Source organism: Amorphus coralli DSM 19760 (assembly GCF_000374525.1).
GTDB lineage: Bacteria > Pseudomonadota > Alphaproteobacteria > Rhizobiales > Amorphaceae > Amorphus > Amorphus coralli.
This window is the reverse complement of sequence record NZ_KB894572.1, coordinates 512,532-534,359: the sequence shown is the minus strand read 5'-3', so window position 1 is coordinate 534,359 and position 21,828 is coordinate 512,532. Positions and strand designations below refer to the sequence as shown.

The window sequence follows — 21,828 nt, the reverse complement described above, 5'->3', positions numbered from 1 at the left end:
CCCTGCGCCGCTCGCCTTTCGACGCGGGCGGGGGAGCGATCTATAAATGGTCGCAAGCACGGACCGCGACAAGCGTCGCAAGGCCGAGAGGACAGCAATGACGGACACCGCCCCTTCCCGAGCCGCTCTCGAGCCGGCAACCGAGGAGCCGACGAAGCCCCTCAGCGACGCGGCACGGCGCGCGCTCGCCGAAGCCGAAGCCCGGCGCACGGCCGATGCCGAACGTCCCAGCGAGGTCGGCGGACGCGGCGGGCTCGACCCCGCGCGCTACGGCGACTGGGAGGTCAAGGGCATCGCCTCTGACTTCTGAGGGCGCCGGCCGCGGCTGAGCCGCCACCACGAATGCAGCGCCAACGTTGCCAGGAGCAGGCCCCCGCCCACCAGCGCGTGGACAGTCGGTGCGATGCCCACCACAGCCCACACCCAGATCGGGCCGAGGATCGTCTCCAGCAGCATGATCAGGCTCACCTCGGCCGACGTGATGTAGCGCGGGCCCTGGGTGATTAGCGCGAACGAGATTGGCACCACCAGCAGCACAAGGAGGCCCATCAGGGCGGCATCCGCGCCCCTGAGCAGGCCCGGCGCGTGGAACGGCGCGGCGACCAGCGCCACCAGAAGCCCGGCGATGGCGTAAAGGAAGAACACGTCCGGTGCCCGCAGCTTGCGGATCAGCGTGAAGGCAGTGCCGAGCGAGATCGGGACGGCGGCAGCCACGAGGTCGCCCCGCCAGTTGCCCTCCCCGCTCATGTGCGAAGACAGCATGATCGCAACGCCGGCGAGACCCGCCACGATGGCAATCGCCGTCGAGGGGGCGATGCGTTCGCCGAGCAGGATGCGGCTGGCGATCGCCGCGCACAGCGGCGTTGCCGCGACCATGACCAGCACGTGGGCCGGGTTGGTGGTGGCCACACCGCCGACGAAGGCAAGCTGACAGACGGCGAAGCAGATCGCGATCATCACGCCCGTCCAGCCGCACTTGCGGGCATAGGCGATCACCCCTCCCTTGTGGCGGACAAGGCTCAGGATGCCGAGCACGACGAAGATGCCGAGGCCGCGCCAGAAGATGACGGTCATCGGGTCGACCGACATCAACCGGATGATCATGGCGTCGGGGGATAGCACGAGCACGCCGACCAGCGTCAGCAGCGTGCCCTTCATCTGGTCGGTCATCGGGTCTTCGTGTCCGCAGCCAGCAGCGCCTCGCCGGGTTCCGCCTCATGGCGGTCCGGCCCGGTCGCAAACCGTTGGGCATCGCGCACGAGGGCCCGGAAAAGCCGACGTTGCGAACGCTTGAAGACGAGCAGTTCGGGGTGCCACTGGACGCCGACGCGGAACGGCTTCCCGCTCGCCTCGATGGCCTGCACGATGAGCGCCTTGTCGCGCGCCACAACCTTCAGGTCGGTGCCGAGCCGATCGATGGCCTGGTGATGAAGCGCGTTCACCCGGAACCATTTGAGCTTGGCGATCCGCGCCAGCCGGCTGCCCTGCACCAGGGTTACGGTCTTGCGCGGCAGGATGGTGCGCAGTCGCGGCGGCGGCGCATCAAGGCTGTAAATGTCAGCAATCAGGTTGCCACCAGCGGCCACGTTCAGCATCTGAGCCCCCCGGCAAATTCCAAGAACGGGAATCCGGCCCGGAAGAACCCGGCGCATCAGCCGGATTTCCAGGTCGTCGCGATCGGGGTCGAGCCGCACGTCGGGAACGATTTCGCCGCCGTAGAGATGCGCGGAGATGTCATCGCCGCCGCCGACAACAAGACCATCTAGCCTTCCGGCCAGGTCCTCCACATCGTCGTCCGGCATGATCCGCTCGGTGCGCCCACCCGTCAGACGAATGGCTATAGCGGTCATGAAGTAGCTGCGCCAGCCGCCACGAGCGGACGTCGTGACACCGATCAGCGGCCTCCGGCTCACGACATCACCTTGTCGACCATCTCGTCCCAGTCAGGCTCGGCGGACAGCCACGCGTTGCGCCACCGCCGCCAGGCGCGCGACAGCAGTTCCAGCCTGTGGTCGTCGGCTGCAAGCCGCTCCACCGCGACCCAGCGGTTCCATTCGCCAGTGATCGACCAGGACGGATCGCTGAGCCGCGCGTCGGGCAGCCGGTAATGGAATGTCGGCCGCTTCGCCTTCGGTTTCTCACCGAGCGCCCGCGCGACGCGGTTTTCGTCGAGATATGTGAGCAACGGCAGGAGGTCGAGGTCGCGGTGCTTGCTGGGGTTGGCCCGGCAATAGGCGGTGATGAACTCCTCGAGACTGATGTCGTCGCCGGCGTTGACGACCCAGTCGACGAAGTCGGTCGGAAACGGATCCACGAACGGCAGCAGGGCGCGGGTCGGATCGATACGCATGCGGCGTCTGAGCCAGGGCGACAGGAGCAGGAAGGCGCGGAAGATCTTCAGGATCGGAGCGATCTCGCGCGAGGGCGTCTCGATGTTGAGGTGGAGGCCGAACGCGTAGGGCGCCCATTCCTCGGTGCCGCGTGCACCGGCGCCAGCCAGCGCCCGGACGAGGGTGTCGATCTCAGGCAGATCGGAGTGAGCGACCGGCGGCGCGATGATCTCGGCCGGCACCACGATGGAGGCCACCCGCCCGAACGCCTCGCGCAGTGCAAGATCGGCCGGTCCCGACTCCTCGCTCGGGTGAGCGTACCGGCTGTCCAGTTCGATGGTGAACGTGCCGAACTCCGTATCGGCCACGGTCCAGCGGTGGGGGTCGGACGCGGTGACCGTTCCCCCCAGGCGGGACTTCACGATATAGGCCGCCTCAACGGTTTCCAGTCCCGCGAACTCGACCTCGACACCGACCCGGCGCGGGGCACCGTCCTCGCCGAATGGCCAGGGCGGCGCTAACGGGTCGGGTATTAAAGTACCGGCTCCGCGGCCGGCTTTGTCCGGATCCATCGGATAGCCTCCTCCGTCTGGGATGCGCGGGACTCAAGATGGGCCGTCCGGAGCGGATTTCCGGAAGCGCCAGCCCCACGCCAGCACAGAGGAAATGGCGGAACGGCGCAACCGTTCCGCCAGGACGTTGCCGGCTTACCAGGTGCCGGTGTTCTGCATGGAGGCCCAGGGTTCAGCCGGCTCCTTCGCCTCGCCGTTCTGGAGCAGCTCGATGGAGATGCCGTCGGGGGACTTCACGAAGGCCATGTTGCCATCGCGGGGAGGACGGTTGATGGTCACTCCCGCATCCATCAGCTTCTGACAGGTGGCGTAGATATCGTCGACACGGAAGGCCAGGTGACCGAAGTTGCGGCCGCCGGAATACTCCTCCGGGTCCCAGTTGTAGGTCAGCTCCAGGAGCGGTGCGCGATCGGCTTCGGCGCGCTCGATGTCCTCGTCGGCAGACAGGAAGATCAGGGTGAAGCGGCCCTGCTCGCTCTCCATCCGGCGGACTTCCGTCATGCCCATCTTGTTGCAGTAGAAATCGAGGGACTCGTCGATGTCGCGGACGCGGACCATCGTGTGGAGATACTGCATGTCGGTCTCCTTCGTTTGCGGGGTCTGGCCACGCCAAAGCGTCCTGCAGTGCGGGGCGCGCGTTCGGCGTGGTCGAAGCTGCGAGAGGACCTAGAACGCGCTGGCGCTCGAAAGGTCCCAGTGCGGCTTGTAGTAGGCGTGGATGTCGTTGCCGAGAAAGTTTCCGGGCGGCACAAAGTCGTAGATCTCCGCGTAGGTCCGCTCGGTCTGGTCGGCCACGCGCCTGTAGATGTGGCGCGGACCCAGATGATCAACGTCGGCCAGCCCGATCGCGCCGACGATTTCCAGCAGGCTCTTAACCGTGGCACGGTGGTAGTTGGCCACGTGCAACTGGCGCAGATCGACGTCCACCGCGCGGGCTCGCCCATGATCCTGCGTGGCAACGCCTGTCGGGCAGGTGTTCAGGTGACAGCGCAGCGCCTGAATGCAACCGACGGCGAACATCATCGTGCGGGCGGCATTCACCATGTCGGCACCCAGCGCGATCTTCAGAACCATGTCGAAGCCCGACACGGTCTTGGCGCTGGCGATCACCTTGATGTCGTCACGCAGGCCGACACCGACCAGGCAGTTCTGGACGAAGACGAGCCCCTCCAGGATCGGCATGCCGAGCCGGTCGGAATACTCGATCGGAGCGGCGCCGGTGCCGCCCTCCGCGCCGTCGACGGTGATGAAGTCCGGCTTGATGCCGGTCTCCAGCATGGCCCGGCAGATGCCCATGAATTCCTTGCGCCGGCCGACGCAAAGCTTGAAGCCGACAGGCTTGCCACCGGACAGCTCGCGCAGCCGCTGGACGAACTCCAGAAGCCCGACGGGCGTGGAGAATTCCCGGTGAGCCGGCGGCGAGATGCAGTCCACGCCCATGGGCACGCCGCGGATCTCGGCAATTTCCGGCGTGATTTTCGCCGCCGGGAGCACGCCGCCATGCGCCGGCTTCGCACCCTGGGACAGCTTGATCTCGATCATCTTGACCTTGTCGAGCGCCGCCTTCTCGCGGAACAGCTCGGCGTCAAAACCGCCCTCTGCCGTGCGGCAGCCGAAATAGCCGGTGCCAAGCTGCCAGACGAGATCGCCACCGCCGGCCTTGTGGTAGGGGCTGATGCCGCCCTCGCCGGTGTTATGGGCAAAGCCGCCGACGCGCGCCCCGTTGTTGAGGGCGAGGATCGCGTTGGCGGACAGCGCGCCAAAGCTCATGGCGGAAATGTTCAGCCGGGACGCCGAATAGGGTTTGGCGCAGTCCGGCCCGCCGACCATCACGCGGCTTTCCTCCTCCGACACCACCTTGGGCGCCAGCGAATGGTTGGCCCGGTGATAGCCGACCTCGTTGACGTCGTACTGGGTGCCGAAGGCAAGCGCGTCCGGCTTGCCCTCGGCGCGCTCTGAGACGAGATCGCGCTGCAGCCGGTTGAACGGCCGCCCGCTCGAGTTCGTCTCGATGAAATATTGCCGGATGTTCGGGCTGATGAATTCGAAGGCGTACCGCAGGTGGCCGATCACCGGATAGTTGATCAGCACGTTATGGCCGGACAGGAAGATGTCGTAGAGGCCGAGCAGGATCAGCGGCACCACCACGACGAAAAGCCAGAAAAACGGGTAGGCGAGCCCTCCCGCCGACAGCACGAAGACGACCGCGACGATCGACGCGATGTAGAAAATCTTGCGGACCATGTTCCCCCTCCCCTGCCACCCGGAGCACCCAAGCCCCGGTACGCGGCACATGCGGCGGAACGGACGGCCGGCCCGCCACCGCTTGCTGGAATTGGACAAGTGATAGGCGATCCGGCGGCGCTCAGAAAGCCCGCTTGAACCACGAGATCATGGGGAGCCGGACCGCATTGGCGAACGGGCGACGTGAACCGTGCCGATCAGGGCCGGAAGACGACCGTCTTGACGCCGTTCAGGAACACCCGGCGTTCCGCATGCGCCTTGACGGCGCGGGCCAGGACCCGTGCCTCGATGTCGCGGCCGATGGCGACAAGCTCGTCGGCGGCATGGGCGTGGCTCACCCGCTCGGCGTCCTGCTCGATGATCGGTCCTTCGTCGAGATCGGAGGTGACGTAGTGGCCGGTTGCGCCGATCAGCTTCACGCCGCGGGCATGGGCCTGATGGTAGGGTTTGGCGCCCTTGAAGGCCGGCAGGAAGGAATGATGGATGTTGATCACCCGGCCGGAAAGCGTCGTGGAGAGGTCCTCCGACAGGACCTGCATATAGCGCGCGAGCACCACCAGCTCCGCGCCGGACGCCTCGAAAATCTCCAGAAGCTTTGCCTCGGCCTCCGGCTTGGTATCCCGCGTCACAGGCACGTGGTGGAAGGGAATCCTGTTCATCTCCGCGATCGGCTGCGCGTCGGTGTGGTTGGAGACGACGGCCGCGATACGCACGGGAAGCGCCCCCATCCGCTGGCGGTAGATGAGATCGAGCAGGCAGTGGTCGAACTTCGAAACCATCACCAGGATCGGCAGAAGCGCGGTGGCATCGTACACCGCCCAGTCCATCTGGAAGCGCTTGGCGACGGACGCCAGGGCGGCGGACACGTCCTCCCGCGAGACCCCCTCCGGGGCCATGAACTCCACCCGCATGAAAAACAGCCCGGTTTCCGTGTCGCCGAACTGGGCACTGTCCAGGATGTTGCAGCCGGAGTTGGCCAACGTGCTGGCGATACCGGCGACGATGCCGGGCTTGTCTTCGCACGAAAGGTTCAGGACGAGACGGGCAGAGTCGGTCATGGCGGCTGCGCTCGACGGTGGGTTGCGGAGGAGTTCGAGTGGCAGAAATGCGCCCGATCGGCAACCTATACACCGCCTCTACGCCCAAGCCGCGCGGCCCGCGTCATCCATGCTTCGAAATGCGACGGAACCGGCATCGTTGCTGCCTCTCAGCCCCCGTGCGGCCCCGTTCCTGCCGGGCAAAAACCCGCCAAGCATGGGGGAAATTGATCCGCACGATCACCTGCCATGATGGGAGCATACGGGCGGTCGCGCGGCAGCCGTTGCCGCGCGACGCTCGCTCAATAAGGGCAGACCACCCGCGCGCCGACGTCGTAACAGCCCGACGGATCGGTGGCCGGCCCGTCATAGGGTTGCGGTACCACGTAGACGGGACCGCCATAGGGCGCCGGCTCGGCATAGACCGGCGGAGCCGGATAAACCGGAGCCGCGTAGACGGGCGCGGCATATACCGGAGGGGCCTCGTAGACCACGGGCGGGGCCTCGTAGACCCGCACGCGCGGAGACGTGTAGCCGTAGCAGCCTCCGCCATAGCAACGGTTCTGGTTGGCCAGTGCGCCACCGATGATGGCGCCCGTCGCCAGGCCGATGATCCCGGCCGTGGCCGCCGCGGCGGCGGCATTGCCATTGTCCCAGCCACCGCGATAGCGCCGGCCGTGATAGCGGCCGCCGACGTGTTCGACCGGGAGCGATCCCGATGCCGAAAGGCCGGTCGCCCCACCAAGACCGAGCGGCGCGGACATCGCGGTCTGGGATGCCCCCGCGACCGACACCAGCAGCGCCAGTGCGAGACTCTTGCGTAGTGTCCTCATTGGACCCTCCAGGGGCGGCGATGCCGCCCGGACCTGCCGCCCCCGGCAGAGCGTTTCAACGACACGGACCGCGGTGTCCTGTGGGACGCGGCCAAATCGGGCCTACTGGCAATAGTGATACTTGCCGTCGTAGCCGAGATAGAGGCCTGTCTCGGGATTGAACGACTTGTACTTGCGCGAGCAGTAAGTGTACCAGGCCGGCGTCCACGGCGGGATGCCCGTGCGCGTCACGGGCGCGCCCTGCTGGACCACCACCGGCGGCGCGCTCGGAGCCGCGGCCGCCGCTCCGAGAGCCGCACCGGCGGCGAGGCCGAGTGCGGCTGCAGCCACCCAGGCACCGTCATTGTAGACGTACCAGCCATTGTGCGCCGGCCGCCAGTAGCGCCCGTTATAGTAGCGGCGCGGCCCCCGCCAGCGCGGCGGCGGCGGAGCCGGGCGATAGTAGCCGCGGGGCGGCCCCCGGTAGTAGCTACGCGGAGGCGGACCGCGGCGATAGCCGCGACGATACTGGACCTCTTTGACCTGCGGCGTGACCGCTTCCACCTGGCCGGCCAGGACGCCGGAGGCCGGAGCGGCGGACACCATTGTCGCGGGCAGCGACGTGATCGACAGGCAGAGCGCCGTCAGGAGAGCGAAATGCTTGCGCATGAGACGTGTCCTTCCCGATCGGAGCCTTAGCGGCAGTAATGGTACTTGCCATCGTAGCCGAGATAGAGGCCAGTTTCCGGATTGAAGGATTTGAACTTGCGCGAGCAGTAGGTGTACCAGGCCGGCGTCCACGGCGGGATGCCCGTCTTGGTCACCGGCGCGCCGCTCTGGACCGTTGCCGGCGCCTGGGGCGTCGTGATCGCCGAACCGAGCAGAGCGCCTGCGGCGAGGCCCAACGCGCCCGCGGCGATCCAGGCCCCATCGTTGTAGACGTACCAGCCATCGTCCGCCGGCCGCCAATAACGGCCATCATGGTAGCGGCGGGGGCCGCGCCAGTTGCGGCGATCGTCGTAATAGCGGCGGCGATCGTAGCGGTCGTCATAGCGCCGTTCGGCGCGGCGCCCGTCGTGGCGGTTGCCATCGTTGCGGCGGCGCTCGGCCCGGTTCTCGTCAGGACGGTTGTCCGGACGCGGACGGTCGTAGTTGCCGCCGTTGCTGGGACGATCGCCGCGCAGATTGTTGGGTCCGACGACGAAAGTGTTGCTGCCGGAGCTGCCCTGCCGGGTGTACTGGGCCTGCACGACGGACGACGGCGCAGCCAGCTCCGCGATTGCGGGGAAGGCGGTTGCTGGACCGGACAGGGCGACGCTCGAGAACGCCGCGGCGGCAGCCGCGATTACAAAAGCTCGATGTTTCATTTGTCGTTTCTCCACCACCGAAAAACGCGCTGCTTCCCAGCCGGGTTCCCGGGCGGTGCGCGCTGAACCTGCCCCTCTACGCTCATCCTTGGCCGATCCAGCCTGAACCGGACATGAACGGACGGCCGGCGCCCACTGCAAGACAAGGCTACCGGCATCCGAGCCGCGTCAGGAAAACCGCAAAATCGGCGGAGAAAAAGGCGGGACGGTCAACGGGCCAGGTGGGCGAAGGCGGAAACGACCTGCTCGTACACGCCGCGCTTGAACGGCACGACGATGGAGGGCAGCCGCTCGAGAGCTTCCCAGCGCCAGGAGGTGAACTCGGGCTTGTGGCCATCCGGCGGCGTCAACACGTCGATCTCGGCCTCTGCCCCCTCGAAGCGGAAAGCGAACCATTTCTGCCGCTGACCGCGATAGCGGCCCTTCCAGGCCACGCCCAGCAGGTCCTCGGGAAGATCGTAGGTGACCCAGTCAGGTGCCTCATCGATGAGGCTGATGGAGGAAATGGAGGTTTCCTCGTAGAGCTCGCGATGCGCGGCAGCGAGAGGCTCCTCGCCCTTGTCGATGCCGCCCTGCGGCATCTGCCAGGCCATCTGGACCTGGGTGTGCTCCGACCCGCTTGTGCGTTCGCCGATGAAAACCTTGCCCTCGGCATTGAAGAGGGCCACGCCCACGCAGGGCCGGTATGGCAGGCTCTGGCGATCGACCACGGCAAACCTCGGGACAGGGGGACAGGCTCGGGGCGGCTCGCGGCGGACCGGCCGCCGCCGGACGGACGTATGACGCGGCAACGGCAGGGTCAAGCGGGCTTCCCGTTCGGCAAGCATCGTCCAAACGAAACGGGGCGCCCGAAGGCGCCCCGTGGAACGTGTCGCGGTCGCATGACCGATCAGTTCGGGATAACGGACTCCGGATCCGGCGGGAAGGCGCTGTTGACCTGGATGCCCCGCAGCAGGCTGAGCGCCGACTGAAGCTGCTGGTCGTCCTCGGTCTCGGCCGGAACGTAGGCGAACGAGCCGGACTCTTCCTCGCCGTCGGAGGCCTCCAGATGGCCGCGCAGCGAGGATTCACCGCGCGCCTTGACCTTGCCGGCCAGTTCGTCGGGAAGCTCCTGCTCGACCTCGATGTCGGGCTCGATGCCCTTCGCCTGGATCGACGTGCCCGACGGCGTGTAGTAGCGCGCCGTGGTCAGGCGTAGAGCGCCGTTGGAGCCCAGCGGGATGATGGTCTGGACCGACCCCTTGCCGAAGGACCGGGTGCCGAGCACCGTCGCGCGGCGATGATCCTGCAGCGCGCCGGCAACGATTTCGGAGGCCGAAGCGGAGCCGCCGTTGACCAGCACGATGATCGGCTTGCCGTCGACCAGGTCGCCGGAGCGGGCATTGAAGCGCTGGGTCTCGTTGTCCTCCCGGCCGCGGGTGGACACGATCTCGCCGCGTTCGAGGAAGGCATCGGACACCGCGATCGCCTGGTCGAGCAGACCGCCGGGATTGTTGCGCATGTCGACCACGAAGCCCTTCAGACGGTCCTCGGGGATATCCGCCTCGAGCTCGTCGATGGCCTCCTTGAGACCGTCGAAGGTGCGCTCGTTGAACTGGGTGATGCGGATGTATCCGACATCTTCCTCCGGCCGCCATTTGACCGACTGGATCTTGATGATCTCGCGGGTGATATCGATGTCGAACGGCTCGTCGACACCGTCGCGCACCACGGTAACGGTGATGTCGGTATTCACCGGTCCGCGCATGCGCTCGACGGCCTCCGACAGGGTGAGGCCCTTCACCGGCTCGCCGTCGAGCTGGATGATGTAGTCGCCGGCCAGGATGCCGGCCGCGGCGGCAGGCGTGTCGTCGATCGGTGTCACCACCTTCACGACCTCATCCTCCATGGTAACCTCGATGCCGAGACCACCGAACTCACCGCGGGTCTGCACCTGCATGTCGCGAAAGTCCTTCGGCGGCATGTAGGAGGAATGCGGATCGAGCGACTGGAGCATGCCGTTGATGGCCGTCTCGATCAGCTTCTCGTCTTCGGGCTGCTCGACGTAATCGTTGCGCACGCGCTCAAACACGTCGCCGAACAGGTTGAGCTGCCGATAGGTATCGGATGACGCCGCCTCGGCAACGCCGCTCGGCATCCAGCGGGCGCCGTCAAGTGTGGCAACCGCAACGGCACCGATCACGACGCCCACCCCCACGAGGGTCAAACGCTTCATCATCCACGAACCTCTTCGTCTGCACGCGCCGACCACCACGGGTCGGGGTCGATGGAAGATCCATCCTTCCGAAATTCTACATAGAGCACAGGTCGCGGCGATTCGATGTCCATGGTGGCCGCGCTCGCGAATCTTTGAGAACCCATCGTCCCCACCGGCTCGCCGGCAAGGACGAATTGGCCGAGCTGGACGTCCGTCCGGTCCATGCCCGCCAGCAGAACATGGTATCCGTCGCCGACATTCAGGATCAAGAGTTGGCCATAGCTGCGGAACGGTCCGGCATAGACCACCCAGCCATCGGCCGGCGCCAGGATCTGGGCCTGGGGAAGCGTCGAGATCGAAATGCCCTTCGCCGCGTCGCCGGTGGCGTCCGGTTCGCCGAAGCGCCGCAGGACGGCGCCCTGGGCGGGGAGAGGCAGGCTGCCGCGCGCCCGCGCGAACGGGACGGCCGGCGACAGGCGTCCCGGGTCGCCGGCGCTCGGCTTGGTTTCCGCCTCGCTGGCCGTACGCGCCGCTTCCGCGGCCTTGCGGGCACCGGCGACCTCTCGCTCCAGCCCCTCGATCAGCTCCTGCAGCGACGACGTGCGCGAGGCAAGGTCCTCCGCCTTCTCCCGTTCGGCCTCGAGAGCGGCCACCTGCTCGTCGCGCTGCGCCTTCTTTTCCTCGACCAGAAGCTGGACCCGCGCGCGCTCCTCGGTCAGCGACGCGAGATCCGCGGACAGCGATTCGCGCTCCTCGGCGATTTGCGCCTTGAGTGTGGTCAGCGCCTTGAGGTCCGCGGCCAGCGCCTCCGCCTCGACATTGAGCTCCGGCACGACGGCGCCAAGGAGGATGGCACTGCGCACGGCCGCAAGCGCGTCTTCCGGCTGCACGGCGACAGCGGGCGGTGGCTTCGCACCGATGCGTTGAAGAGCGGCGAGCACTTCCGCGATCACGCCACGGCGTGCGTTCAGGGACAGGCGGATGCCGTCCTCGTTCCTGGACAGCTTCGCCAGCCGCTCCTCGCTGTCGGAAATGCGCCGTTCGAGACGGGCGATGCGCTCGCCGGTCCGCACCAGGTCTTCCGTGAGGGCGGCACGATCCTGATCGAGCGCCGCGACCTCTTCCGCCAGCTCCGCCTCGCGCTCGCGGGTCAGCTGCATTTGTTCGCGCAGGGCCTCGAGCTCCTGCTGGCGCGCTTCGATCCGCTCCTGTTCCTCCGCTGCGACGGGCTGGGCGAAGGCCCCCTCCCCCGTGGCGACCAGCACGGCGACCGACAGCGCGAGCGCCATCCGAGCCGCGCGCCGGGCGCGGGCGGGCAATCGGATCGGTCGGGACCGCTGGCGCGCAGTCATGCGTGAGACGGGCTCCAGAAACGGGCAATCCGGCGACCGGGCTTCCGGCCAGCTTCGAATCACAGTGTCGGCCGGCAGCGCGCGGGCGTCCACAGGCTGCCTTGCCGGAGTGAACACATCCTTATGAGATCGTCGCTGATCAAACGCGCGGCCCGCCCGCCGTCAGACCCGATGATAGGGGTGCCCGCTGAGGATCGTGGTGGCGCGGTAGATCTGTTCGCTCAGGAGCACGCGCGCCAGCATGTGCGGCCACGTCGCCCGGCCGAAGGCCAGCACATGGTCGGCCCGTCGGCGCAGATCCGGGTGCAGCCCGTCCGGCCCACCGATGACGAAAAGCGTGTCGGAGACGCCGTCGTCGCGCCAGGCCCCAAGCAGTTCGGCCAACTCGACGCTGCCGGTATCGCGACCGCGTTCGTCGAGGGCGATCACTCGCCACCGGTCTTCCAGGCCTTTCGACAGAACCTTCGCCTCGGCCTCGCGCCGGCCGTCTGCGCTTGGCAGTTGGGATTCGGCATGGTCGCGAATCCCGCCGACATCGAGACCCATCTGGGCCCCGACCTTCTTCGCGCGCTCCATGTAGCGCGCGACGAGGTCCTGCTCCGGCCCGTTCTTGAGCCGTCCGATGGCGACGATAGCAATCCGCATCAGGCCGTACGCACTGTCCCGATCCCGGTGATCCTCGCCCCGTCCGCCGATCCGTTCAGAACCGGTGGCCGGTCAGCCGACCACGTGGATGCTCGCCGGCTGTTCGGCCGACCACATCTTCTCCAGATTGTAGAATTCGCGCACCTCGGGACGGAAGAGGTGAACGATCACGTCGCCGGTGTCGATCAGCACCCAGTCACAGGTGCTCATGCCCTCGACACGGGACGTGCCGAGCCCGGCGTCCTTCAGGTCACGGAGAAGCCGGTCGGCGACCGCGCCTACGTGGCGATGGGAGCGGCCAGAGGCCACCACCATGTGGTCGGCGAGCGGTGTCTTGCCCGTCACGTCGATGGAGATCACGTCCTCGGCCTTGGAGTCGTCGAGACTTTCCAGGACGATGCGAAGCGCCTCCTCCGACATGTCGCGCGGAGGAAGGCTCTGATGAGGCTCACGAACGAGAGTCGCGCCCTCTGCCTCAAACTTCATGGTCGACAATTTGCCCTTTCGCCATGCCGCGCGAGCGCGGCTGTTCGACCACCGACTTGGACCAGGTCCCGACCGACGTCTTCGAGCCGGGCGTCCAAGCGTCGCGACCGCTTCTCATCGCAGATGTCTGCATCCTGAAGAAACGGTCCAGCATCGCGAAGATGCCACGGACGGCGAATCCACCGCCACAACAAAAGATAGGGGTGCCGGGATGACGATTTCAAGACGCGGAGGTGCGACGACCGTTGCGCATCGCCGTGGACGAGCTCGGATCCAGCGGCACGTGGAGAAATGTCCAGGCCGGCGGAGACGCGCCCGGCAGCGCCGCGGCCTGGGTTTCGGGCACGCGCGCGCCCGCGAAGGACCGCGCCGCCGGCGACGAGATGACCGACATTGACGCGCCCGGCCGGTCGACCACGGCAACCGGCACGAGGCGCATGATCTCGCGCCATTTCTGCCAGCGGTGCAGCGTCGCGAGATTGTCGGCGCCCATCAGCCACACGAACTTCACCGTGGGGAAGCGCCGACGGCAGAAATCGATGGTATCGGCCGTGTACCGGAAGTTGTAATTGGCTTCGAAGGCCGTCACCACCATGCGCGGGTGGTCGGCATACTCGCGGGTGATGCGGACGCGTTCGTCAAGGCTGGCCAGCCCGTCGTGGGATTTCAGCGGATTTCCGGGCGTGACCAGCCACCACACCTGATCGACACCGAGCCGCGACAGCCCCGTCATCGCCACGTGACGATGCCCCTTGTGAGGCGGATTGAAGGTGCCGCCGAAGAGCGCGATCTTCTGGCCGATCCCCACACGCGGGATCCGCAGATAGTCGGGGCGGCCCACGCCGCTCGCGAGGCGTTCCATCATGGGCGGGTTTGCCCGGTCCCGTGGACCCGGTACTTGAAGCTCGTCAGCTGCTCCACGCCCACCGGGCCGCGCGCATGGAAGCGACCGGTGGCGATTCCGATCTCCGCCCCCATTCCGAATTCGCCGCCGTCGGCGAACTGGGTCGAAGCGTTGTGCACCACGATGGCGGAATCGACCGTGGCGAGGAACCGCGTCGCGGCGGCCTCGTCCGCGGTGACGATGGCATCGGTGTGGTGCGAGCTGTAGCGGGCAATGTGGTCGAGCGCGCCGTCGAGGCCGTCCACCACCTTCACCGAAAGGATCGCATCGAGATATTCCGTCGCCCAGTCGTCGTCGCTGGCCGGCGCAACGTCCGCGCAGCGCGCCACCACCGTCGCGTCGCCACGGATGGCGCAGCCCGCCTCTTGCAGCGCGGTGACGATGGGACCGAGGTGCGTGTCGACCACCGCCCGGTCGATCAGCAGCGTCTCCATTGCGCCGCATATGCCGGTTCGCCGCATCTTGGCGTTGACGGCAATGGTGCGGGCCATGTCCAGGTCGGCGTCGGCATGGACGAACAGGTGGCAGAGACCCTCAAGGTGCGCGAACACGGGCACCCGGGCTTCCGCCTGCACCCGTTCCACGAGGCCGCGACCGCCGCGCGGCACGATCACGTCGACATTGCCGTCCAGGCCGGACAGCATGTGACCGACGGCGGCACGGTCGCGGGTGGGAACGACCTGGATCGCATCGGCCGGCAGGCCGGCGGCTTCCAGGCCGGCGACAAGAGCGCGATGGATGGCTGCGGCACTGCGACGGGTGTCGGAGCCGCCGCGGAGGATCGCCGCGTTGCCAGCCTTGAGACACAGGACGCCCGCGTCCGCCGTCACGTTCGGCCGGCTCTCGTAGATGATGCCCACGACGCCGAGCGGCGTGCGCACGCGCTCGATCTCCAGCCCGTTGGGCCGGCGCCAGTCGGCGATGATCTGACCGACCGGATCGTCGAGCGCCGCAACAACCTCGATGGACGTCGCGATTGCCTCGATGCGCTCCGCCGACAGCGTTCCGCGGTCGATCAGCGCCTGGCTCGTGCCCGCCGCCTTCATGTCCGCGACATCGTCGCCGTTGGCGGCGAGGATCGCCGGCACCGAGGCACGGACGGCCTTCGCCATCTCCGTCAGCGCGCGCGTCTTCTGCTCCGCCGATGCCAGCGCCAGCCGGTCGGCAGCGGCTCGGGCGCGCCGTCCGATGGCCAGCATCGTGGCCTCGACGGATCCGTCGCCTCCGGCGGAATCCGCGCTCTGTTCGGGCGTCGTCAGCATACTCCTGCTCCCCTCCCGAGGGTCCGGGTCACCGCCTGTACCACCAGATCGTCCCTATGGACCATCGCGGTGCGCCCCCGATACCCCAAAATTCCCTCGATGGCGCGGCTCTTCTTTCCGGCGATCAGCACCGCGTCGCCGGAATCGTAGGCAGCAAGCCCGCGGGCCAGCTCGTTTCCGTCCCGGTCGAGGATGCGCACCGCGTCGCCCCGGTCGAAGCGCCCCTCCACCTCGACCACGCCGGCCGGCAAGAGGCTCTTGCCCGCCGCGAGCGCCTGCACGGCCCCATCGTCGATGATCAGCGTGCCCCGTGTTTCCAGACGGCCCGCGATCCAGGTCTTGCGGGCCGCCGCCGGTTCGGCCTGGGCCAGGAACCAGGTTGCCTTGCCGGTGGCGTCGATGGCGCCGATCGGGTGGTCGCGGCGGCCGGATGCAATCACCATCGTGGTGCCGGCCTCCGTGGCGATCCGCCCGGCCTCGACCTTGGTGCGCATGCCGCCTCGCGACAGCTCGGAGCCGGCGGCGCCCGCCATCATCTCGATTTCGGGCGTGATGCGCTCGACCACGGGGATCAGCTCTGCGGACGGATCCAGCGCCGGCGGCGCGGTGTAGAGGCCGTCCACGTCGGACAGCAACACCAGGCAGTCGGCGCTCGCCATGGTGGCCACGCGCGCGGCCAGCCGGTCGTTGTCGCCGTAGCGGATCTCGCTGGTGGCGACCGTGTCGTTCTCGTTGATGACGGGGACCGCTCCCCGGGCGAGCAGCGTGGCGATGGTGGAGCGGGCGTTGAGATAGCGCCGCCGCTCCTCGGTATCGCCGAGCGTCAGAAGCACCTGCGCGGCCGTCATGCCGCGCGCGCCGAGGAACTCAGACCAGGCGCGCGCCAACGCGATCTGGCCGACGGCCGCCGCGGCCTGGCTTTCCTCCAGTTTCAGGGCGCCGGCCGGCAGTCCGAGCACCCCGCGACCGAGCGCGATGGCACCGGACGACACGAGGATGATCTCACCGCCGCCAGCGTGCAGCGCGGCCAGATCGTCGACCAGGCTCTCCAGCCAACCGCCCTTCACCGTGCCCGTCGCGGAATCGACAAGCAGCGACGAGCCGATCTTCACCACCACCCGGCGGCAATCGGCGATGCGCGGCGTCATGGCTGCCACTCCGGCTTGTCCGACGGAATGGCGTCCTTTTCCTCCTGCACCGCCTGGTCGATGGAGCGCAGCAGCGCGATCACCACCTTGTCGACGCCCTCGCCCGTGGGGGCGGAGACCAGGAACGGCACCTTGCCGGCGGCGCGGCCGAGCTCCTTCGCCTGGATCTCGCGCTCCTCCTGCGACAGCGCATCGACCTTGGAGAGCGCGACCAGTTCCGGCTTCTCGTCGAGGCCGTTGCCATAGGCGGCGAGCTCCTCCCGCACGGTGCGGTAGGCCTCCGCCACGTCGACCTCGGTACCGTCGACCAGGTGCAGCAGCACCCGGCAGCGCTCCACGTGGCCGAGGAACCGGTCGCCGATGCCGGCACCTTCGTGGGCGCCCTCGATCAGGCCGGGGATGTCCGCCAGCACGAAGCGGCGCGTGTCGACGCTGACGACGCCGAGATTGGGATGGAGCGTGGTGAAAGGATAGTCGGCAACCTTCGGCTTGGCGGCCGAGACGCGCGACAGGAAGGTCGACTTGCCCGCATTGGGCAGGCCGACGAGACCGGCGTCGGCGATCAGCTTGAGCCGCAGCCAGATCCACCGCTCCTGGCCCTCCAGGCCCGGATTTGCGCGGCGGGGCGCCTGGTTGATGGAGGACTTGAACCGGGCGTTGCCGAAGCCGCCGTTGCCGCCCTTGGCGAGGCACACCCGGTCGCCGGCCTCGGCGAGATCGGCAATGACGGTCTCGTTGTCCTCTTCCAGGACCACCGTCCCGACCGGCACCCTCAGGACGACGTCCTCGCCGCCGGCGCCGGTGCGGTTGCGGCCCATGCCATGTACACCGGGCTTGGCCTTGAAATGCTGCTGGTAGCGGTAATCGATGAGGGTGTTGAGGTTTTCCACCGCCTCCACCCAGACGTCGCCGCCACGGCCGCCATCGCCGCCGTCCGGCCCGCCGAACTCGACGAACTTCTCGTGCCGGAACGACACCGAGCCGGCTCCGCCGTCGCCGGAGCGGACATAGACCTTGGCCTGATCGAGGAACTTCACGGGAGGGGCCTCACTGCCGGCCGCCGGACGCGGCCGGGTCCTTTCGTCTCCGCCTCGCCGGCACCGGTGCCGGGGCAGGGTTCGTGTCGCGGGCGCACGGAGGGACCGTCCTCATGCATGCGCCCAAGTCTTCAACGACCGCCAGGTCTTGCGGTCAAGCCCGTAGCGCTCGATGGGCACCGTACCGCCGACCGCGACGGAGTGCATCAGCCCGTGGCCTCGCGGCTGAAAGCCACACTTCTCGATGACCCGGCGCGAGCCGGGATTGGTCACCCGGCACGACGCCTCGACCTCGTCCATGGCCAGTTCGGCGAACGCGAAGTCGAGAATGGCCTGGGCCGCTTCCGTGGCGATCCCCTCGCCCCAGTAATCGCGCCCGATCCAGTAGCCGAGATCGCCACGGTCCGCTTCCGTCCGTGTGATGCCGATCTGGCCGAGGATCTCTCCATCGCTGCGCCGGCAGACTTTCAGGGCCGTTTTGTTCGGCCCGTGCGACCCGAGCCAGTTGGCCACCGCCGCCTCCGTGAGCGGGTGCGGCATGCGGGCCGTGTGCTTGGCGATCTCGAAATCGTTGCCCAGCGTTGCGAGCGCCGAAACATCGGCCTCGCCGACCGGCTGCAGCGCCAGCCGCGGGGTCAACAGGGGGAGGCTTTCGGACCAGGCGTCGACACACGGTTCCATCGGGCGCACTCGCGTTGAAACGACAAAGGGGAGGCGGTCGTCCCGTCTCCCCTTCGCGTCAACTTTGCCTCGCTGGCCGGGTCACGGGACACCGGCGCGAGGGTCGCCCTCAGGCCGGGTTAGCTGGCGGTCTCCGGTGCCGGGACCACGTTGACGGCCGTGCGACCGTTGGCGATTGCCTGGAACGTGACCTGACCCTCGACGAGCGCGAACAGCGTATGGTCCTTGCCCATGCCGACATTCACGCCCGGGTGCCATTTGGTCCCACGCTGACGGATGATGATGTTGCCCGGGATCACGTGCTCGCCGCCATACTTCTTGACGCCGAGACGACGGCCGATCGTGTCGCGACCGTTGCGGGAGGAACCGCCTGCCTTCTTATGAGCCATGGCTTCGACCTTCTCTCTACTCGTTGCCGGCGCCGCAGCGCCCGAACCTCGATTTCAGCAGCGCTTACGCGGCGGCGCCGAGGTTGATGTCGGTGATACGGACGACCGTCAGCGGCTGACGGTGACCGTTGCGGCGCCGGGAGCTCTTCCGGCGGCGCTTCTTGAAGATGATGATCTTGCGGGTGCGCTTCTGGCCGACGATCTCGCCCGCCACGCTCGCACCCTCGATCAGCGGCGCGCCAACCTTAAGGCCGTCGTCGCCGGAAACCATCAGCACGCTGTCGAAGGTGAGCGTCGCGCCGGCATCGCCGTCGAGCTTCTCAACCTCGATTTGGTCGCCGGCGGCGACCTTGTACTGCTTCCCGCCGGTCTTGATCACTGCAAACATCGTCTTATCGACCAGTTCTTCTGAAACTCTGTTCGTCTGCGAAATGCGTCGCCCCGGTAAGAAGCGACCGCTCGAAAGGCCGGTCCCGATCGTCTGGCCGCTGCAAGCGCAGCGCCTGAACACGGGGACAGGCCCCATCCAATCCAAACCTTTGCCGAAGGGCGTGCAATATAGCCGGCAAGCCCTCGCTGTCAACGCGAGATCGGGTGCAAAAGGGGCCAAAACAAGGGCACCGGCCGGGAAACCGCGTTGCGCCCCCTGCCCGCTCCGGGCTGCCGGCGCCGCTGAGGCGCCCGAGACAGGCGTGCAGCTCCCTCTCGCACAAGCGATTCCCGTCGAACGCGGCTCAACCGATTCCCTGATCCGGCCAGGCCCGGCGGAACTTGGCGAAGAGGCCGAACGCTGCGCGGTGGCGTGACGAGCCGAGCGCTTGTCGCGCGGCCGTCCCTGCCATCCGGTCGCCGCAGGCCAGGGCGGCCCCAGCTCCTGGATGGCGCGAAACGGGCGTTCACGGACGCGTCCACAGCGGCTTTGAAAATTCGCCCCGCGACGGCCTTGTCGACCGACAGGTCTGTCGTTATGGTCCGCGCCCGCTGGACGATCACAGTCAGCCAGGGCTTCGCGGAGAGGTGCCGGAGTGGTCGAACGGGGCGGTCTCGAAAACCGTTGAGCGCGCAAGCGTTCCGAGGGTTCGAATCCCTCCCTCTCCGCCATCGTTCCGTCGAACGGCCTGCAAACGCGCGAAACGGCGCGTTAAGCCCCCTCAACCTGCCCCCTCTCCCTGGAACCCCGAACAACCTTCGGCGGGCGGCGTGCAACGCATCGCGCACCGGGACAATCCATCCCGACCATCGGGAGCCCACCGCAGCAACGGCGGAGCCGGCAGCGGTTCGGGCGGCTCATCGCCCTAACCTTTCAGCCGTTTCGTGGTGTCTTCATGCCGCTCGCCCCCTGCCATCCGTGCAAAGGCCGCGCGCCAGCCCTCTGCCAGTTGCGCCATGCCGGCCAACTCTGCCGCCTCTGCCACCGAGACCTCGCGCCGAAGCCGCGCCGCGGTGACGCGCGCGACGCTCCAGTCCGGACAAGGCCTTTCGATCAGCGTGAGATTATCCCCGACACCGACCTCTCCTGGTGCGAGCACCCTGTAATACCACCCCGTCCGTCCCGATGCCTGAAAACGCCAAGCCATCCGGTCGTCGCCCGTGTGGGCATTGAGCTTCCAGCAGGGTTGGCGCCCCTGGCTGATCTGCACCGTTGCCGTTCCCAGCTTGAACACGTCGCCGATGCAGACCGTGTCCTCCGTCAGACCGATGGTCGAGACGTTCTCGCCGAACCCGCCGGGGACGAGATCGTCGCGGGCCAGTTCGACACCCCAAGCGGCATAATGCTCGCCCGGATAATGATGAAGGGCCTTGTCCGGTCCGCCGTGCACCCTGAGGTCGGCCTGCGCGTCTCCGTCGAGACCGTTTTCCGTGAGCGAGACCGCCCGCGAAAGCAGCCGCTTTCTGATCGCAGAGGGTGGCTTCCCGGCCCAGCGGTCTTCGACGCCCCCAACGAACACGCCTTCAACGGTGATTTGGATCGTCATGCCGCAACCTGTTCGTGACAGATTTGGTCGCCCTCTTCGAGCGAAAGGGGCAGCGAAAGCAACGCGCAGAATGCACTGTCTTCCGTCCTGCGATGATACGCGCAGCCGCAACACAGCCCGAATGCGCGTCCGCCCCTCGCTGCCAGGCGGGATGTCAGGACCGTCGAGAGGGCTTCGGAAAGTTCCGCCTGCCGCTCAAAGGGCAGGGTTTCGATGGCCTCGACCAGCGCGGCCGTGCGGCCCGCCACGGCCTGCCCCGCAACGGTGAGATCGTACCGGATTGATCTCCTGTCCGCATCGGATCTGGTTTCAGACACATAGCCCTTCCGCATCAATGCCTTGAGCGTTTGCGACATCGTTCCGCGCGTTGTGCCGAGATACTCCGCGACGTGCGAGGGCGCACGCGAGAACCGGTTCGCGCGCAACAGATACTCGAGGGCCGAAATCTGCGCCGGGTTCAGGTCGTCCCCCCACGTCTCCGAAGCATCCAGGCGGGACAGGCGGTTGATGAGTGCGCGAATGTGAGCGGCATGCGTCATACAATATTAGTATCGACTCGACACCAAGCGTGCAATGGCCTAGAAGATATCGACTCGCTATCAGGAGGCCATCATGTTCCGAATTTGTCTGACGTCCGCTTGTGTCCTGGCTCTCGTCAGCGGCGCTTTCGCCGGCGAAAATCACGCCATCCACACAGACGGGGCCATTGTTTCGGAGGCCGACGGTCCCAGAACCGCCGCATTCGACATTCTCGCCGCCCATGCCCATCGCGACGGGCGTCTCGTGACATTCCACATGACGACAAACGGCGTCGCCGGTGCAGAACAACCAGAGCCGATCGGGACGCTCGGCGGCGCGCCGGTGTTCTCCTATGTCTGGCCCACCTCGCTCGACCCCGCGACCGTCGGCTTCGAAGGCGGCAGCGGCATCCTGGCTCTGGCAGCGACCAGCCACCCGGATTTTGACGACACCCCGCTCTTCGACGAAAACAACGATGGCGATCCGGCAAATGACGGGCTCTCGTGGCACAGCCACTGGGTGGTTCTGACACCGACCGAAGCCTGCGGTGACGGTGCGCTCGGCGTCAGGGACATCCCTGAGGGTGCAACGCCCGCCATGCCCGCAACATGGCCAGGCCTGCCGATCTTCATCGACAGCCCGGGCTACACGCCCCTGTTCGACGGACCGGAAGTCTCCATCACGGTGCCCTTCGCCGATCCGGACGCGGTCAGTGGAGCCACCTATGACGGCGTCACCTCAGCGCTGCGGGTGAATGCGAACATCCACGCACCGCTTCTTTGCGTGACGGATGTTTTCGATATCGCTTCAGGCGATCTCAGCCTGCCTGGCATCCTCGACTGATCCCGCAGGCGCGTCGCGTTCGCGCGG

Annotated in this window: 25 protein-coding genes and 1 tRNA gene; 3 read left to right on the top strand and 23 right to left on the bottom strand. The window is 67.3% G+C overall.

Annotated features, from left to right (window positions below):
* The first annotated feature begins 46 nt into the window (after nt 1-46).
* Nucleotides 47-310 (top strand): DUF1674 domain-containing protein, encoded by a 264-nt coding sequence (locus C507_RS0110390; protein WP_018699630.1) that lies wholly within the window; start codon nt 47-49, stop codon nt 308-310.
* On the opposite strand, the gene C507_RS0110385 is transcribed toward C507_RS0110390, so the two are convergent.
* The 21 genes from C507_RS0110385 to rplU form a co-directional block, all read right to left on the bottom strand.
* A complete protein-coding gene (locus C507_RS0110385) occupies nt 268-1,170 on the bottom strand; it encodes a DMT family transporter (RefSeq protein WP_018699629.1) in 903 nt (300 codons plus the stop codon). The genes C507_RS0110390 and C507_RS0110385 overlap by 43 nt on opposite strands.
* On the bottom strand, nt 1,167-1,913 hold the full coding sequence (locus tag C507_RS21035) for a gamma-glutamyl-gamma-aminobutyrate hydrolase family protein (protein ID WP_245559668.1): 747 nt from the start codon (nt 1,911-1,913) through the stop codon (nt 1,167-1,169). The genes C507_RS0110385 and C507_RS21035 overlap by 4 nt, the downstream gene beginning before the upstream one ends.
* Nucleotides 1,910-2,902, bottom strand: coding sequence for an amidoligase family protein (locus C507_RS21030; protein WP_018699627.1), 993 nt, complete (start codon nt 2,900-2,902; stop codon nt 1,910-1,912). Before C507_RS21030 ends, C507_RS21035 begins: the two co-directional genes overlap by 4 nt.
* Nucleotides 2,903-3,037: 135 nt before the next feature.
* On the bottom strand, nt 3,038-3,478 hold the full coding sequence (gene gloA, locus C507_RS0110370) for a lactoylglutathione lyase (RefSeq protein WP_018699626.1): 441 nt from the start codon (nt 3,476-3,478) through the stop codon (nt 3,038-3,040).
* A 90-nt stretch (nt 3,479-3,568) separates the two neighbouring features.
* Nucleotides 3,569-5,146 carry an FMN-binding glutamate synthase family protein gene (locus C507_RS0110365; protein WP_018699625.1) on the bottom strand — a complete coding sequence of 526 codons (1,578 nt, stop codon included), beginning with the start codon at nt 5,144-5,146 and terminating at the stop codon, nt 3,569-3,571.
* 197 nt (nt 5,147-5,343) lie between these two features.
* Nucleotides 5,344-6,204 (bottom strand): formyltetrahydrofolate deformylase, encoded by an 861-nt coding sequence (gene purU / locus C507_RS0110360; RefSeq protein ID WP_018699624.1) that lies wholly within the window; start codon nt 6,202-6,204, stop codon nt 5,344-5,346.
* Between the two features lie 281 nt (nt 6,205-6,485).
* A complete protein-coding gene (locus C507_RS22400) occupies nt 6,486-7,016 on the bottom strand; it encodes a hypothetical protein (protein ID WP_018699623.1) in 531 nt (176 codons plus the stop codon).
* 102 nt (nt 7,017-7,118) lie between these two features.
* A complete protein-coding gene (locus tag C507_RS22395; protein WP_051089741.1) occupies nt 7,119-7,664 on the bottom strand; it encodes a BA14K family protein in 546 nt (181 codons plus the stop codon).
* Between the two features lie 26 nt (nt 7,665-7,690).
* Nucleotides 7,691-8,362: a BA14K family protein gene (locus tag C507_RS23070; protein WP_051089740.1), complete on the bottom strand. Its 672-nt coding sequence runs from the start codon at nt 8,360-8,362 to the stop codon at nt 7,691-7,693.
* 209 nt (nt 8,363-8,571) lie between these two features.
* Nucleotides 8,572-9,072 (bottom strand): RNA pyrophosphohydrolase, encoded by a 501-nt coding sequence (locus tag C507_RS0110340; protein ID WP_018699622.1) that lies wholly within the window; start codon nt 9,070-9,072, stop codon nt 8,572-8,574.
* A 179-nt stretch (nt 9,073-9,251) separates the two neighbouring features.
* A complete protein-coding gene (locus tag C507_RS0110335; protein ID WP_018699621.1) occupies nt 9,252-10,580 on the bottom strand; it encodes a S41 family peptidase in 1,329 nt (442 codons plus the stop codon).
* Nucleotides 10,577-11,848, bottom strand: coding sequence for a murein hydrolase activator EnvC family protein (locus C507_RS0110330; RefSeq protein ID WP_018699620.1), 1,272 nt, complete (start codon nt 11,846-11,848; stop codon nt 10,577-10,579). Before C507_RS0110330 ends, C507_RS0110335 begins: the two co-directional genes overlap by 4 nt.
* Nucleotides 11,849-12,073: 225 nt before the next feature.
* Entirely contained in the window at nt 12,074-12,556 is a 483-nt protein-coding gene (gene rlmH / locus C507_RS0110325) for a 23S rRNA (pseudouridine(1915)-N(3))-methyltransferase RlmH (RefSeq protein WP_018699619.1), read from the bottom strand.
* Nucleotides 12,557-12,628: 72 nt separating this feature from the next.
* Nucleotides 12,629-13,042 (bottom strand): ribosome silencing factor, encoded by a 414-nt coding sequence (rsfS, locus tag C507_RS0110320; RefSeq protein WP_156829244.1) that lies wholly within the window; start codon nt 13,040-13,042, stop codon nt 12,629-12,631.
* A gap of 220 nt (nt 13,043-13,262) precedes the next feature.
* The gene (locus C507_RS21010) at nt 13,263-13,907 is read right to left on the bottom strand and encodes a nicotinate-nucleotide adenylyltransferase (RefSeq protein ID WP_018699616.1); all 645 of its coding nucleotides are present in this window, start codon (nt 13,905-13,907) and stop codon (nt 13,263-13,265) included.
* Nucleotides 13,904-15,208, bottom strand: coding sequence for a glutamate-5-semialdehyde dehydrogenase (locus tag C507_RS0110310; RefSeq protein ID WP_018699615.1), 1,305 nt, complete (start codon nt 15,206-15,208; stop codon nt 13,904-13,906). The genes C507_RS21010 and C507_RS0110310 overlap by 4 nt, the downstream gene beginning before the upstream one ends.
* Nucleotides 15,202-16,356 (bottom strand): glutamate 5-kinase, encoded by a 1,155-nt coding sequence (gene proB, locus C507_RS0110305; protein ID WP_018699614.1) that lies wholly within the window; start codon nt 16,354-16,356, stop codon nt 15,202-15,204. Before proB ends, C507_RS0110310 begins: the two co-directional genes overlap by 7 nt.
* Nucleotides 16,353-17,393, bottom strand: a complete 1,041-nt coding sequence (obgE, locus tag C507_RS0110300; protein WP_018699613.1) for a GTPase ObgE — start codon at nt 17,391-17,393, stop codon at nt 16,353-16,355. Before obgE ends, proB begins: the two co-directional genes overlap by 4 nt.
* Before the next feature lie 111 nt (nt 17,394-17,504).
* Nucleotides 17,505-18,074, bottom strand: a complete 570-nt coding sequence (locus C507_RS21005; protein WP_018699612.1) for a GNAT family N-acetyltransferase — start codon at nt 18,072-18,074, stop codon at nt 17,505-17,507.
* 119 nt (nt 18,075-18,193) lie between these two features.
* Nucleotides 18,194-18,463, bottom strand: coding sequence for a 50S ribosomal protein L27 (gene rpmA, locus C507_RS0110290; protein WP_018699611.1), 270 nt, complete (start codon nt 18,461-18,463; stop codon nt 18,194-18,196).
* 64 nt (nt 18,464-18,527) lie between these two features.
* The gene (rplU, locus tag C507_RS0110285) at nt 18,528-18,851 is read right to left on the bottom strand and encodes a 50S ribosomal protein L21 (RefSeq protein WP_018699610.1); all 324 of its coding nucleotides are present in this window, start codon (nt 18,849-18,851) and stop codon (nt 18,528-18,530) included.
* A 623-nt stretch (nt 18,852-19,474) separates the two neighbouring features.
* Here rplU and C507_RS0110280 point away from each other — a divergent pair.
* Nucleotides 19,475-19,564, top strand: a tRNA-Ser gene (locus tag C507_RS0110280).
* A gap of 194 nt (nt 19,565-19,758) precedes the next feature.
* Here the strand turns inward: C507_RS0110280 and C507_RS0110275 are convergent.
* Both C507_RS0110275 and C507_RS0110270 read right to left on the bottom strand, forming a co-directional pair.
* Nucleotides 19,759-20,439, bottom strand: a complete 681-nt coding sequence (locus tag C507_RS0110275) for an MOSC domain-containing protein (protein ID WP_018699609.1) — start codon at nt 20,437-20,439, stop codon at nt 19,759-19,761.
* Nucleotides 20,436-20,978 carry a MarR family winged helix-turn-helix transcriptional regulator gene (locus C507_RS0110270; protein WP_018699608.1) on the bottom strand — a complete coding sequence of 181 codons (543 nt, stop codon included), beginning with the start codon at nt 20,976-20,978 and terminating at the stop codon, nt 20,436-20,438. Before C507_RS0110270 ends, C507_RS0110275 begins: the two co-directional genes overlap by 4 nt.
* Nucleotides 20,979-21,051: 73 nt before the next feature.
* Between C507_RS0110270 and C507_RS0110265 the strand changes: the two genes are divergently transcribed.
* The gene (locus C507_RS0110265; protein ID WP_018699607.1) at nt 21,052-21,801 is read left to right on the top strand and encodes a hypothetical protein; all 750 of its coding nucleotides are present in this window, start codon (nt 21,052-21,054) and stop codon (nt 21,799-21,801) included.
* The last annotated feature ends 27 nt before the right edge of the window (nt 21,802-21,828 follow it).

Bases quoted from the DNA above. Each gene is read 5' to 3' on its own strand.
- C507_RS0110390 (WP_018699630.1), top strand. From the start codon at position 47: ATGGTCGCAAGCACGGACCGCGACAAGCGTCGCAAGGCCGAGAGGACA.
- C507_RS0110385 (WP_018699629.1), bottom strand. From the start codon at position 1,170: ATGACCGACCAGATGAAGGGCACGCTGCTGACGCTGGTCGGCGTGCTC.
- C507_RS21030 (WP_018699627.1), bottom strand. From the start codon at position 2,902: ATGGATCCGGACAAAGCCGGCCGCGGAGCCGGTACTTTAATACCCGAC.
- gloA (WP_018699626.1), bottom strand. From the start codon at position 3,478: ATGCAGTATCTCCACACGATGGTCCGCGTCCGCGACATCGACGAGTCC.
- C507_RS0110365 (WP_018699625.1), bottom strand. From the start codon at position 5,146: ATGGTCCGCAAGATTTTCTACATCGCGTCGATCGTCGCGGTCGTCTTC.
- purU (WP_018699624.1), bottom strand. From the start codon at position 6,204: ATGACCGACTCTGCCCGTCTCGTCCTGAACCTTTCGTGCGAAGACAAG.
- C507_RS22400 (WP_018699623.1), bottom strand. From the start codon at position 7,016: ATGAGGACACTACGCAAGAGTCTCGCACTGGCGCTGCTGGTGTCGGTC.
- C507_RS22395 (WP_051089741.1), bottom strand. From the start codon at position 7,664: ATGCGCAAGCATTTCGCTCTCCTGACGGCGCTCTGCCTGTCGATCACG.
- C507_RS23070 (WP_051089740.1), bottom strand. From the start codon at position 8,362: ATGAAACATCGAGCTTTTGTAATCGCGGCTGCCGCCGCGGCGTTCTCG.
- C507_RS0110335 (WP_018699621.1), bottom strand. From the start codon at position 10,580: ATGATGAAGCGTTTGACCCTCGTGGGGGTGGGCGTCGTGATCGGTGCC.
- C507_RS0110330 (WP_018699620.1), bottom strand. From the start codon at position 11,848: ATGGCGCTCGCGCTGTCGGTCGCCGTGCTGGTCGCCACGGGGGAGGGG.
- rlmH (WP_018699619.1), bottom strand. From the start codon at position 12,556: ATGCGGATTGCTATCGTCGCCATCGGACGGCTCAAGAACGGGCCGGAG.
- rsfS (WP_156829244.1), bottom strand. From the start codon at position 13,042: ATGAAGTTTGAGGCAGAGGGCGCGACTCTCGTTCGTGAGCCTCATCAG.
- C507_RS21010 (WP_018699616.1), bottom strand. From the start codon at position 13,907: ATGATGGAACGCCTCGCGAGCGGCGTGGGCCGCCCCGACTATCTGCGG.
- C507_RS0110310 (WP_018699615.1), bottom strand. From the start codon at position 15,208: ATGCTGACGACGCCCGAACAGAGCGCGGATTCCGCCGGAGGCGACGGA.
- proB (WP_018699614.1), bottom strand. From the start codon at position 16,356: ATGACGCCGCGCATCGCCGATTGCCGCCGGGTGGTGGTGAAGATCGGC.
- C507_RS21005 (WP_018699612.1), bottom strand. From the start codon at position 18,074: ATGGAACCGTGTGTCGACGCCTGGTCCGAAAGCCTCCCCCTGTTGACC.
- rpmA (WP_018699611.1), bottom strand. From the start codon at position 18,463: ATGGCTCATAAGAAGGCAGGCGGTTCCTCCCGCAACGGTCGCGACACG.
- rplU (WP_018699610.1), bottom strand. From the start codon at position 18,851: ATGTTTGCAGTGATCAAGACCGGCGGGAAGCAGTACAAGGTCGCCGCC.
- C507_RS0110275 (WP_018699609.1), bottom strand. From the start codon at position 20,439: ATGACGATCCAAATCACCGTTGAAGGCGTGTTCGTTGGGGGCGTCGAA.
- C507_RS0110270 (WP_018699608.1), bottom strand. From the start codon at position 20,978: ATGACGCATGCCGCTCACATTCGCGCACTCATCAACCGCCTGTCCCGC.
- C507_RS0110265 (WP_018699607.1), top strand. From the start codon at position 21,052: ATGTTCCGAATTTGTCTGACGTCCGCTTGTGTCCTGGCTCTCGTCAGC.